The sequence below is a fragment of the Pseudomonas fluorescens genome, from assembly GCF_902497895.1.
Lineage (GTDB): Bacteria > Pseudomonadota > Gammaproteobacteria > Pseudomonadales > Pseudomonadaceae > Aquipseudomonas > Aquipseudomonas fluorescens_BP.
Genome location: NZ_CABVHQ010000021.1, coordinates 58245 through 70696, shown reverse-complemented (window position 1 = coordinate 70696; position 12452 = coordinate 58245). Strand labels below are relative to the sequence as shown.

Sequence of the window (12452 nt, the reverse complement as noted above, 5' to 3'; positions counted from 1 at the left end):
AGATTGAAATCAATCCCCCAACGCTGCACCCTCACGCCGTGGATCGGCACCGCCGGCCCATGAGGCTTTGCCTTGGGCATCACGAACCCGGACGATGGCCTGGGTGCCGCTGGTCATGTCGATCTGCCTCACTTCATGCCCTTTATCCTTGAGTGCCTGCACCAGCGCCGGGCTGAATTGCCCTTGCTCGAGTTCGGTCGGACCGTTGCGACTGCCGAAGTTGGGCAGGCTGATGGCGGCTTGCGGATCCATGTTCCAGTCGAGCAGGCCCACCACGGACTTGGCGACGTATTCGATGATTTGCGAGCCGCCCGGGGAGCCCACGGTGGCCACCAGTTCGCCGCTCTGACGATCGAAGATCAGCGTCGGGGCCATGGAAGAGCGCGGGCGTTTGCCGGGTTCGACGCGATTGGCGACCGGCAGGCCATTTTCCTCTGGGATAAAGGAAAAATCGGTCATCTGGTTATTGAGCACAAAGCCCTGAACCATGAGGTGGGAACCGAAGGCCGCTTCCACCGTGGTGGTCATCGACACGGCACCACCCTTGTCGTCGACCGCGACTACTTGTGAGGTGGAAATCCGCATCGGCGAGCGGTCTGCCGCGTAGGCCAGCTGGACGCCAGCCGGGTTGCCGGGTTTGGCCAGGCCCATGCTGCGCTCACCGATCAAGGCGGCTCTAGCGGCCAGATAGTCGGGGGCGACCAGGCCAGCGAGTGGCACCGGGACGAAGTCCGAGTCAGCCACATAAAGTCCGCGGTCGGCATAGGCCAGGCGTTCGGCCTCGGCAATCAGGTGGACGGCTTCAGGCGCCGGTTCCATGCCGGCCGTGGTGCTGGTCGGGACTGGCTTGAGGGGTGGCAGGGCAAAGCGGCTATCGCGGCTTTCCAGGGCCTGCAGGGTGCCGAGGATCTGCGCGACGGCGATGCCTCCGGAAGAGGGTGGCGGCATGCCGCAAACTTGCCAGCGTTTGTAGTCGCTGCACAGTGGAGTGCGCTCTTTGGCGCGATAGCCTTGCAGATCGTTCATCGACAGGCTGCCGGGGTTGGCGTGGCGCTGAACCTTGGCGACGATCTCTTCAGCGACCGGGCCTTGATAAAGGGCCGCGGGGCCTTCTTTGCCGATCCGTTGAAGTACAGCGGCCAATGCCGGATTTTTCAGCCGGGTACCGACGGCTTTCGGACTGCCATCAGCGTTCAGGAAGTAGCCGGCCATGTCCGGCGAGCGGGGCAGGGCGCGATCGCCGGCAATCAGCGCGTGCAGTCGTGGCGAGATTGGAAAGCCTTGCTCCGCCAGGCGAATGGCCGGTTCGAACAACTGTGCCCATGGCAGACGACCGTGCTGGTTATGGGCGAGCTCCAGGGCGCGCAGCACCCCCGGCGTACCGACCGAACGACCGCCGATTTGGGCCTGGATGAACGGCATCGGTTGGCCGTCAGCTTGCAGGAAGAGTTTTTCGGTCACTCCCGCCGGCGCGGTTTCGCGACCGTCATAGGCTCGCACGGTTTTACCGTCCCAGAGCATGATCAGTGCACCGCCGCCAATGCCCGAAGATTGCGGTTCCACCAGAGTCAGTACCGCTTGCATCGCAATCGCTGCATCGATCGCCGAGCCACCCTGACGCAACATCTCACGACCGGCTTCGGCCGCCAGCGGGTTGGCCGCCGCTGCCATGTGTCGGGAGGCGTATTGGGTGCGCAAATCGCCCCGATAACCCGAAGCAAGTTCCGGGGCCACCGCCAGGTCGTTGCCGGAGGGCGCGGAAGGCGGGGCATTGCAGGCGGCAAGGGTGAGTGCGGCGGCTATCAGCGAAAGCACAGATAAGCGGTAGTGGCGCAAGTTGAAGGCTGAGAACACGCGGGGCACTCCGTCCGTTGGAAAAAAGGTGTCGAGCGCAGCCGGCAGGTGTGACCGCGTGAGGGGGAATGTATCGGCCGACAGTGGCAGGTGCAACGCGCGAGGCGACTTTCCCAGTCTTCGGGATGGTCAGCGATCACCCTTTGCTTCAGGTAGTTGAGCCAGTCAGTTAGCGATAACGCTCATATTCCTGCCACTGGCTTTGGCGACGTAGAGTGCTTTGTCGGAGGCGCCGATCAAGTCGTCGGGTAACTCTAGCGATGTCGGGCTGCAGGTGGCGACGCCAACGCTGACCGTGACCGTGCCTTCGGTGCTTTCATCGTGCTCGATTCCTGCCTGCTGAACGGCGTGGCGGATTGTCTCGGCAATCAGAAATGCCCCTACATAGTCAGTGCCCGGCAACACCACGGCAAACTCCTCGCCGCCATAACGCGCCGCCAGATCACCGGGCCGTTTGATATTTTGCCGGATGATCGCGCTGATGGTGCGTAAACAGTCGTCCCCGGCCAAATGTCCATAATTGTCATTGAAGCGCTTGAAGTGATCGACATCGATCAACAGCAAAGCAAGACTCCCTTGGCTGCGCCTGGCGCGGCCCATCTCCGCATGAAGGAACAGGTCGAACTGACGCCGGTTCGCCAGCCCTGTCAATGCATCCTCCAGCGCCAACAACTCCAGCGTCCGATTGGCCTCGATCAATTTGTCCTGAGCGCCCAGCAATTGGTTCTGGATATGATTTTGTTGCTTCATGAGCCTGATCAGTCGATAGCCGAGCAGCCCCAGAATCACCAGCAGAAAAGTAACGATCGCCGCACTCAGTAACGATGCCTGTCGCCACCCCGCGAGGGCCTCGTCCTTGTTGAGCGCGACAAAAATGATCAGCGGATAATCATCGACTCGGCGAAAACCCACCACGCGCTCGACGCCATCCACATAGGACTTGTCGATTGCGGAACCAAAAGGGCCCTTGGGCAACAGTTGAGTGAAGAGTGGAGCACCGGCAAGGCTGGTGCCGACTTCAGCTTCCTTGAAGGGGCGGCGAATGACGATTCTGGCGTCGGCTGATATCAGACTGATCACGCCGTTAGCGCCGATATCAATACTGTTATACAGCCGAAGAAAATGGTCGAGATACAGGGTCGCCAGCACCACCCCGGCAAAACTGCCATCAGGGTGATTGATCCGGCGCGACACGGGCATGATCCATTCGCCCGTCGAGCGACTTTTTATCGAAGATCCGATATGCGGGCCGCGATCCGGATGCTCTTGATGAAAGATAAAATACTCGCGGTCGGAGTTGTTGGCGTCTGGCGGGATGACCCCGTTCGAGTTCACTACCCACCGGCCTTTTTCGTCATAGATGAACAAGCCGTGCAATTGGGCCAGCTCGTTGCTCTGGGCACTGAGCAAGCGTTGCAGTCTGGGAATCTGCTCGTGGTCCATGCCATCGATTTCGAGACGGTCTACCAGGCCGAACAACACGGTGTCGGCTTGCTTGATTGACGCCTGCGCTTGCGATGACAGGGTCTGTGCAAGGTTAGACATCGCGACTTCTTTGTCACGCAAATGGTATTGGCGGGAGCTCCAGCTCTCCCAGATAGCCACGGCCGCCAGTGACAGACATACCGCCAGCAGAAAAACAATTGCAGTTCGAACCTTGAGTCTGGCCTCAGTTTTTTCGGTGGGTGGGGTTTCGGCGATACGAGTTTTTAAAGACGGTTGCGGCATGACACTCCCTGGAATCTGATGAAATGGCGATCCATCCCCTTGCCATTTTTAGCGGCTTACCTGGCCACTTATTGCGACGTGTTGCTTGCGACTATGCATCATCAACGCTGAGGCAGGGCGCTTTACCTTTCTCCAGGCATAAAAAAACGGTCTACCTTGATTTTCCGCATGTTTTTTATCGATTGAGTCCGTCCGAAACGGAGACTCCCCCCCTTAGGGGGAGCCTCCGTTTCGGACGGACTTTAGTGGGCTGGTTTGGGTATTGTGTACGGACTGGACACATGGTTTTTACACATGTGCGCAGACATGGTTTACACATTATGAGCCATAGTCAGGCTGATTGACGTCGATGGTTCGCCAGCTTCGCCAGGGTCTTGGTACTGGCAATGCCGACGCCGACCGGGATACCAGTGCAGCGCAGCACCTGGCTGCGAATGCGCCGGCCCAACTCGTCCAAGCCGGTAAGATCAGCAAACGCCTCGTCAATGCTGTACACCTCCACGGCCGGCTCGCCCATCTTCCCGAACGGTTTGGCATCGTAGCTCCGGGCGATCATGAAGCTGTCGGGCACACCTCTGAGGTGGCGACTCATCGCGCTCATGATTCTCAGGCCTGAGAGGAAAAAATGGCGTCATAAAATATACGCCTGGCGCCACCAATATGTCGCTTGCAAAGTCTCTACCTTGATCTTTAATAGTTACTAAATGTAAGAACGTTACCTTATAAAGTTTGTCTTCCATATCAAGGTTTTAGCGCGCCTCTTGAAGTTTCGCCTTGATCTTTCTCTGATCTTATCAACAGACAATTCAAAGGATTTCGAAGAAATGAAAGAGATCTTGGCGGCAGTTATCCGAAAACTCATACCTCCTTCAATACGGTACGAGATAAGAAACGCTTCAACCTGGTTGCGAGACATCCTTGGCCGTGCGTGTTTCTGGCGTTGGGAAATTGCCAGGTTCAGACTGCAGAAGGAAAGTCCTTACGAAATCCTCTATATCGGAAGGAGAGCGCAGCGGGAGATGGCTAAGCGTCTCATAGGGGGGAAGTCCCAGGGGAATTCGCCTATGACCGACGGCGAACCGGAACCTGCCGCGTCGAATCATGTGGTAGTGGTCAGTGAAGTGCCGACCTCGGGGGCCTTGTATGTACCCATCTACCTGAGTGCTGTCGTACCGCTGGGGCGATCCATCGAGGATATCACCGCAAGATACGATAGCGAGTTGCGTCGAAATATTCGCAAGAACCGACCGCGCTATCGAATGATTCAGACGCTCACGGATGAAGAAATTGAAAAGGCAGACAGGGAAATGCTTCGTCCTTATGCCGAGGCAAGGCAAGGTATCCACGCTGCGCACTCTCCCACGCAGGATGTGCTGAGGATAGCCAAGACTGTGGGCCGGCTCGATCTGATCATGCTGGAGGACGAGGTTATTGGATGCCACCTTGGCTGCGTAATAACACGCGACGGAAAGCGCTATTGGAGCACGCTACGTTTCGGATATACCGAGGCAGTTTTTTCAGATGCCAAAAGATTGCGCGAAGTCAACTCGATTACCACCTTCATGGCACTTGAATGGGCAATAGATAATGGCTTCGATTATTACGACATCGGTCTTTGCCTGGCACGGCCAGATGACGGACTTCTGAAATGGAAAAGAAGGCGCGGCGGCGATATTGATTCCTTGGGAAACCACGCTTATATGTTTGTCCGGTTGCCCAAGACAGGTAGAGCCAAATTCCTCTGGGAGACACCGCTTTTCGCTGTCGAAGGAAAGGAATTGACCCTCCACCTTGGCTTGCCGGACGGGCCGAGCGATGAGGAGGTCGCCCACCGTTACCATGAAATGGTATTTGGCGGGCTGCACAAAGTTTATCTCTATTGCGCCAAAGGCTCGGGCGAAGAGTTTCTCGAAACCTTGCGTAGTCGCTACGCCAATTTGCAGAGCCCACCCATTATGAAAAGGATTCCATCCAGCTGAGTCATTTCCAGGACTGAAATAAATACAGCGCTTCGCGCGACTATTGACCCTGTGCCGCAGGGAGGACTTTTCATGGAAAGCGATGTCTCGCAAATAAGCACTTCGAGCGCTCGCAATAAAAAAAAATGGACCCTTGCCGCCTACAAACATATGGCGAGAAAAAGGCTTGCATGGAAAGCGCAGATCAACTTAAAAAACTTGGCGGTGAAAAGCTGGGATATTGCGTCGGGTGAGATATCGCATTCTCCGCCGGCGTTCTTCCTGCCCAATCAAATGGAACGTGTGACTGGATGGGAAGCGAAGCGCTTTTATCCTTTCGAGCATCCCGCTCGTACAATAGAAGGGCTGGGCAACGTAAAGCAAGGCCCGACGCGTGGCTACCTGATCAAGGATGTCTGGCTGATCGATGGAGCGCTCTACAAGGACAAAGCAAGTCTCTGGTTGTCTCTCAAACCTGGTTTGTTTCCGCGAATTTTCGTGGAAAACGAGATCGAGCGCGGGGCCGTCTACTGCACGCAAAATGGAAATACATGGTTTGGTACATGGTTGATGGAAGACTGCGTGACCTATTCATTGGCATGCAACGAAGGAGTCCCGGTGACCACCGCACCATCCGCCATGTTTCCTCTATTTACCCAGGCGCCCGCCTATGAGGACTGGTTGGGCATGAAGCCGGTCCGCTTGCACAGTGCGTTTTTTCGTGAGCTCGTGCTATTCGACGATATGAGCAACAATCGAAGCAGGCATTTACGTTACCGTGCCATGGGTGAAAAGCTACTGTCGCACGTGAGTTATGCCTCTCACCCTGGCGTGTTCATCCTCCGGGGTGGCGACGGTGACTTACGCTTCCTGCGCAATGAAATCGAGCTCGCTGAACATCTGCACAAGAGCAGGGGGTTTCGCATACTCGATCCTTTGAAAACCGATGTCCCGACCATAGTGGCGACCTGTGCCGGAGCGCGGACCGTGATGGGGGTCGAAGGGAGTCAGCTCGTACATGGTGTCAATGTACTCCAGCCGGGTGGTTCGTTGCTGGCACTGCAGCCACCGAACCGTTTCGTCAGCTACTACAAGTACCTGACGGATCGCGACAACCAGAATTTTGGCTTTGTGGTCGGAACGCCAGAGGGCGATGGCTTCAAAATCGACATTCAAGAGGTTGAGCGCACACTGGACCTGTTCCCATCATGACGGCTGCCTGGGGAAAGTCTGAAAAAGACTTCCCGATTCTGCTGAAAAAGGCGTCAGTGCCGCGCTCATTACGATAGGGCGGCGGATGGATTGAGTGGCGAGGGCTGTCCGGGGACATGGAGCGACAAAGCGAAGGCTCCAGACACAAGAAAGCCCGCACTAGGCGGGCTTCTTGAGGTGATTTATAGACTGCTGCAGACATCTATGAATCGGTACTTGGTGGCTACACAGGGACTTGAACCCCGGACCCCAGCATTATGAATGCTATGCTCTAACCAACTGAGCTATGTAGCCAAGTGGCGCGCATTATTCGCCGATAACGGAAATGCGTCAAGCGTTTTTATTGAAAATTTATCTACACTATCAACTGTTTATAGAAAACCCTCGGTCAGCGTGGGTGGTAGACGGTACTGGCAGCGCTGCGGGCGTGTTCTTGCTGCGGCCCGGCAGCTTCTCAACTCAGGCGAAACCTCCCGGTATTCTCATTCAGCGCCTTGCTGCCCTGGCTCCAAGGTGGCGGCTGCGCTCGCGCGCCTTCGAGCAGGCGCACGGCCGCTTGATCGACCTGTTGAATATTACCGCTGACTTCATCGACGGTGCAGGCCTGTTCTTCAACGGCCCCCGCGCTGAAGCGGATAAAGACGGCAAGATCCAGACCATGGCGTTCGGATATCTCCCCGGCGGAGCAAAACTGAAGTCGTTAGCAGGCTAAGGGGATGGCTTTGCCGCACTGAAAAATGGCACATTGTCGCACCTGCATGTGCGCATCCATCTGTTGTACGGAAACTCTTATGGCTATCAGTAACCTTCAGACCACCGCGGCCCCGGCTTCTACCGCCGCACAAACCAACCCGCTGGTCATGCGCATCATCGGTGCCGTGGCCCTCGCACATTTGATCAATGATTTGATTCAGTCGGTGCTGCCGTCGATCTATCCGATGCTCAAGGCCAACTATGGGCTGAGCTTCACTCAGGTCGGCCTGATCACGCTGACCTTTCAGCTCACCGCTTCGCTGTTGCAGCCATGGGTCGGGTATTACACCGATCGGCATCCCAAGCCGTTTCTGTTGCCGGCCGGCATGGTCTGCACACTGATCGGGATCCTGATGATGTCCCAGGTGGGCAGCTTTGCATTGATTCTGTTGGCGGCGGGGTTGATTGGCATCGGCTCCTCGACCTTTCACCCGGAAGCTTCGCGGGTCGCCCGACTGGCGTCCGGCGGGCGCTATGGTCTGGCGCAATCGACCTTCCAGGTCGGCGGTAACGCTGGATCGGCGTTCGGACCGCTACTGGCGGCAGCGATCATCATTCCGTTCGGTCAAGGCAACGTGGCCTGGTTCGGGCTGTTCGCCGTCTTTGCGTTGTTCGTGCTTTATCGCATCAGCCACTGGTACGCCAACCACCTGAGTCTTTTCAAACTCAAGCAAGGCCAGGCGGCGACCCATGGATTGTCCAAGGGGCGGGTGTTGAGTGCCTTGGTGGTACTCGGGCTGCTGGTGTTCTCCAAGTACTTCTATATGTCCAGCCTTACCAGCTATTTCACGTTCTACCTGATCGAGAAGTTCGACCTGTCGGTCGCCAGCTCGCAGCTGCATCTGTTCCTGTTTCTCGGCGCGGTAGCGGCGGGGACCTTCTTCGGCGGGCCGATTGGCGACAGGATCGGTCGCAAGGCGGTGATCTGGTTCTCGATCCTCGGCGTGGCGCCGTTCACCTTGTTGCTGCCGCACGTGGACCTGTTCTGGACCAGTGTGCTGAGCGTGCTGATCGGCTTCATCCTGGCTTCGGCATTTTCGGCCATTGTGGTCTACGCTCAGGAACTAGTACCGGGTAACGTCGGGATGATCGCCGGAGTATTCTTTGGCTTGATGTTCGGTTTTGGCGGGATTGGCGCGGCGCTGCTTGGGCATCTGGCGGATGTTCATGGCATCGAATACGTGTACTTCCTGTGTTCGTTCTTGCCGCTGTTGGGGGTCTTGGCGATCTTTCTGCCAAGAACCAGGAAGGCGTGAGGCTGCCGCAGATCTGCAGTGAAACACGATACCTGTGGGAGCGGCGCTGCGGCGATCCGACTTGTCCGCGCAAGCGGTTGTAGGTTCAGCACATTTGTTGGCTGAGACGACGTCTTCGCGGGCAAGCCCACACAGTTGAATTGAGTTGTGCCCATTGTTGAGTTTCACCGGTATTTCACTAGAAACGGTAAGCCTTTTTCAAGGTTTCCCTGGATGCCACTGTTCCGCTGCCCGGGGCTGTCCTTCTGGTTGCGGGTGCGTTGCATCGGCGGAAATTGGCCGCCAGGAAGCGCGAGGCGATTGCTGTTTGATCGTTTCTTTGGCGTCAAAGGAGAGGGAGTGCTTTCGCCCCGTTTTTATGTGAAACTCCTTGCCTGCTACTTAGTCGGAGGGATCCCTATGTTGCGTTTGTTATTACCTGTGCTCTGCGCGCTGGTGGTCTTGCCCAGCGTTACCAGTGCCGACGAAAAACCCGCGGCTTACCGGCTAAATCCGGGTGATTCCATTACTGTTTCCGTTTGGGGCGATGAGAAACTGAAAGATGTGGAAGCGCAGGTGCTTCCCGACGGCAACATTACCTTCCCGCTGGCAGGGCAAATCGATGTTGCGGGGCTCGATGCCACTGCAGTCGCGAAGAAAATCGCTGCCAGCCTTAAAAAATACATATCCGATCCCAATCCGGACGTCAGTGTTGTCATCACGAGCACTGCAGGCAATCTTGTCTATGTGCAGGGCAAAGTGCTGAAGCCCGGCCCCGTGCAGATGTCAGGCCCAACGGCAGTGCTGCAAGTATTGAGCGGTTCGGGCGGGTTCGACAAATTCGCCAAAGTGGATGAGATCAAGGTCGTGCGCCGCAATGGAGCTAAACAAGAGATCTTGCCCGTCCATTACGACGATTTGATGTCCGGGGATGACATGTCCACCAATTTTCAACTGCAGGCCGGCGATACGCTGATCGTGCCATAACATTGCGCAATGCATTAGGGATTATCTTGCTTCTGTTGCGAACAACCGGTATTGCGACTGCAATACTGAGCCTGCCGTATTCCGGCATGGCCTATGCTGCCACTTGGCAATCGGCAATAGCGCTGCCTACGACTGTCGAGTACGACAGCAATCCACTGCTTCTTACCAGTGGTGAGAAGGGGGTGACCCGTACCATCATCGCCCCCGATTACAGCCTCGTGGGTACTTCCGGGCAGGATGAGTTCCAGTTCGGTCTCGGGTTGAATGTCGTGCGTTCGTCTGATACGTCCATCGTTTCGGACCGTGAAGATCCCAGATTAAAGTTAGGGTGGCAGCGCGAGACCGAAACGGGTGGTTTTGGACTCACGGCGAGATACGAAGAGAGCTCTACGCTCTCCACTGCGGTTCAGGAAACCGGCGTGGTTGCTCCCGATGGCACGCAAAAGCTTTATTCGCTGGGCGCCAACTGGCGTTCTGCTCTCAGCGAGCGAAGTACCCTGGTTAACGAGACTGACTACACTCATGTCACTTACGATATTGATTCACTGATCAACTATGACGAGCTGGCGACCCGCTTTAGCTGGAACTATGCATGGAGTGAGCGGGTCGAGCTGTTCACCCGTTTTGGCGTGAGGCGCTATGAACCGGAGGGATCTGCGGTGGCTTCCTCGAACAGCTACACTCCCACGGTTGGCTTGAATGTCCAGCTCTCCGAGAAACTTAAGGGGACGGTCTACGCGGGTCTCAATCAAGTCTCCGGTACGGATAGCGACCCCACTGGCCAGGGCGGTTTTGCGTTGCAATATACCGGTGAGCGTTTTGATGCAAGCATCGACGCCGGTCGCAGTACAGTTGCCAGCGGGGACGGCGGGTTCGTCGAGGTTGATAGCCTGAGGGGTACATGGAGTTATTCCATCGATGAGACCCGACGCACCGGTTTTGATGCCGCATGGCAAGACTCTAAAGGGCAGACGCCTAATACCCTGCGTAATTTAGGTGCCTGGTTTAGTCAAGAGCTCTCGCCTTTTTGGAATGCGCGCCTATCCTACACGTACAAAGAACGCCAGCAAGATGGCTTGCCGGATGCCAGTGCAAATGTCGTCGGGTTGACCCTGATTTATAGTTATCCCGGTCTCTGAAACTCAGCATTGTGATAATTATGACCTCTGAATACGAAATGTCGGTCAACGACTACATCGCTATCATCAAGCACCGCGCCTTGCTGTTGATTCTGAGTTTCGCGGTCATACTTGGCGTGTGCGTGGCGGTCGCGCTCTCTCTCCCGCCCACCTATGAGTCATCCGGCACTATTCTGGTCGAGTCTCAGCAGATTTCGCCTGACCTGGTGGCGGCGAACAACAATACCTTTGCCGATGAACGCATCGAAGTCATTCGCCAGCGCGTGATGACCCGTGAGCATCTGGAAGGGATCATCGACAAATACAATCTTTTCGCTTCGCAAAGCAGGCAGTTGAGCGTTACCGAGAAGATCGATGAAATGCGCAATGCGATTACCGTCTCCCTGGTCAGTGCTGCCGTTAAGGGGCGCGGAGAGGTGACGATTGCTTTCCGTCTTTCCTTTGAGCACAGGCAGCCAGAGATTGCGAACAAAGTTGCCAACGAGCTGGTGACGCTGTTTCTGGATGAAAACATCAAGCAGCGCACCGAACGCGCCAGTGAAACCACAGAGTTCCTGACGCAGGAGGCGGACAAGCTCAGGGTGGAACTGGAAGCCTTGGAGAACCGGTTGGCGGACTTCAAGCAGGCACACAGCAACGCGCTGCCCGAGCATCAGGAGCTGCGCATGAGTATGTTGTCGCGCGCCGAAACCGAGCTTAAAGAGGTCGACCGTGACTACAAAGCAGCCCGTGAGGAGTTGCGCTTCAATGAGTTGGAGCTTTCCGCTGCGAATGCCGGGCTAGCGACCAAGCCTGGAGCGCCCGGTACGGCAGCTGATAAACCACAGGATCTGGGTAGCCTCAAAGCGGAGTACACCAGGTTGCTGTCGCTGTATACGCAAGCCCACCCCGACGTGCGTGCCGTCAAACGCAAAATTGCTGCACTTGAGGCTGGCAAAGGTGGCGCTCGTGGTGCAGCGAGTCCGGTCAGTCTGGACGTTGCCAAGGCTCAGGCCCGGATCGCCGCCGCACAAGCACGTATCAAGTCGCTGACCGATCAAAAGCAGGAAATACTCAGCAAAATAGAAGCCTACGAGACGCAAATTATTGAGACCCCGCAAGTCGAGCGCGGCTTGGTCACGCTAATGCGTGACCATGAAAACGCGCGTAAAAAATATGAGGAGATTCGCACCAAGGAAATGAGTGCGAAAATTTCAGAAAGCCTGGAACAGGAAAACAAAGCCGAGCGTTTTGTTCTTCTGGAGTCGCCGCTGATGCCCGAAAAGCCGGTGAGGCCAAACCGTAAAAAAGTGGTTGCCATGGGCTTTGTTCTCGCCCCATTGGGCTCTGGCGCACTGGTGATGCTCCTCGAGATGATGAGTCAGCGTGTGCGCGGTGCTGAAGCCCTGGCCAGTGTGCTGGGTAGACGTGTATTGGTTACCATTCCTTACATTCACACCAAGGCTGAACTGGCACGCCGCAAGCAGTGGCGAACGCGGCTGATCGTGTGTGGTGTCGCGATGATCGCGATCCTTTTGGTGCTCATGCACTTCCTCTACATGCCTCTGGATCTTCTGATGTTTAAAGCTCTGGGCCGGTTTGCATAA

Annotated in this window: 9 protein-coding genes, 1 tRNA gene and 1 pseudogene; 7 read left to right on the top strand and 4 right to left on the bottom strand. The window is 56.3% G+C overall.

The genetic code is table 11. The annotated features are described in order from the left end of the window. Window positions 1-9: 9 nt before the first annotated feature. The 3 genes and pseudogenes from ggt to F8N21_RS13075 form a co-directional block, all read right to left on the bottom strand. A complete protein-coding gene (gene ggt, locus F8N21_RS13085) occupies window positions 10-1854 on the bottom strand; it encodes a gamma-glutamyltransferase (protein ID WP_150642537.1) in 1845 nt (614 codons plus the stop codon). A 165-nt stretch (window positions 1855-2019) separates the two neighbouring features. After that, window positions 2020-3582, bottom strand: a complete 1563-nt coding sequence (locus tag F8N21_RS13080) for a sensor domain-containing diguanylate cyclase (protein ID WP_150642536.1) — start codon at window positions 3580-3582, stop codon at window positions 2020-2022. A 349-nt stretch (window positions 3583-3931) separates the two neighbouring features. Next, window positions 3932-4147 (bottom strand): annotated as a pseudogene (locus tag F8N21_RS13075) (DNA polymerase V subunit UmuC); the annotation flags it as partial. 259 nt (window positions 4148-4406) lie between these two features. Between F8N21_RS13075 and F8N21_RS13070 the strand changes: the two are divergent. Then, window positions 4407-5561, top strand: coding sequence for a hypothetical protein (locus tag F8N21_RS13070; protein WP_150642535.1), 1155 nt, complete (start codon window positions 4407-4409; stop codon window positions 5559-5561). A 72-nt stretch (window positions 5562-5633) separates the two neighbouring features. Beyond that, on the top strand, window positions 5634-6752 hold the full coding sequence (locus F8N21_RS13065) for a glycosyltransferase family 61 protein (RefSeq protein WP_150642534.1): 1119 nt from the start codon (window positions 5634-5636) through the stop codon (window positions 6750-6752). 217 nt (window positions 6753-6969) lie between these two features. Here F8N21_RS13065 and F8N21_RS13060 read toward each other — a convergent pair. Then, window positions 6970-7046, bottom strand: a tRNA-Met gene (locus F8N21_RS13060). Between the two features lie 31 nt (window positions 7047-7077). On the opposite strand from F8N21_RS13060, the gene F8N21_RS13055 reads away from it, so the two are divergent. From F8N21_RS13055 to F8N21_RS13035, 5 genes are all read left to right on the top strand, one after another. Further along, window positions 7078-7464, top strand: a complete 387-nt coding sequence (locus F8N21_RS13055; protein ID WP_150642533.1) for a hypothetical protein — start codon at window positions 7078-7080, stop codon at window positions 7462-7464. 79 nt (window positions 7465-7543) lie between these two features. Further along, on the top strand, window positions 7544-8761 hold the full coding sequence (locus F8N21_RS13050) for an MFS transporter (RefSeq protein ID WP_150642532.1): 1218 nt from the start codon (window positions 7544-7546) through the stop codon (window positions 8759-8761). A 399-nt stretch (window positions 8762-9160) separates the two neighbouring features. Further along, window positions 9161-9727: a polysaccharide biosynthesis/export family protein gene (locus F8N21_RS13045; RefSeq protein ID WP_150642554.1), complete on the top strand. Its 567-nt coding sequence runs from the start codon at window positions 9161-9163 to the stop codon at window positions 9725-9727. Between the two features lie 26 nt (window positions 9728-9753). Then, window positions 9754-10866, top strand: a complete 1113-nt coding sequence (locus tag F8N21_RS13040) for a hypothetical protein (RefSeq protein ID WP_150642553.1) — start codon at window positions 9754-9756, stop codon at window positions 10864-10866. A 20-nt stretch (window positions 10867-10886) separates the two neighbouring features. Then, a complete protein-coding gene (locus F8N21_RS13035) occupies window positions 10887-12452 on the top strand; it encodes a GumC family protein (protein WP_150642531.1) in 1566 nt (521 codons plus the stop codon).

Bases quoted from the DNA above. Each gene is read 5' to 3' on its own strand.
- F8N21_RS13080 (WP_150642536.1), bottom strand. From the start codon at position 3,582: ATGCCGCAACCGTCTTTAAAAACTCGTATCGCCGAAACCCCACCCACC.
- F8N21_RS13070 (WP_150642535.1), top strand. From the start codon at position 4,407: ATGAAAGAGATCTTGGCGGCAGTTATCCGAAAACTCATACCTCCTTCA.
- F8N21_RS13065 (WP_150642534.1), top strand. From the start codon at position 5,634: ATGGAAAGCGATGTCTCGCAAATAAGCACTTCGAGCGCTCGCAATAAA.
- F8N21_RS13055 (WP_150642533.1), top strand. From the start codon at position 7,078: ATGCGTCAAGCGTTTTTATTGAAAATTTATCTACACTATCAACTGTTT.
- F8N21_RS13050 (WP_150642532.1), top strand. From the start codon at position 7,544: ATGGCTATCAGTAACCTTCAGACCACCGCGGCCCCGGCTTCTACCGCC.
- F8N21_RS13045 (WP_150642554.1), top strand. From the start codon at position 9,161: ATGTTGCGTTTGTTATTACCTGTGCTCTGCGCGCTGGTGGTCTTGCCC.
- F8N21_RS13035 (WP_150642531.1), top strand. From the start codon at position 10,887: ATGACCTCTGAATACGAAATGTCGGTCAACGACTACATCGCTATCATC.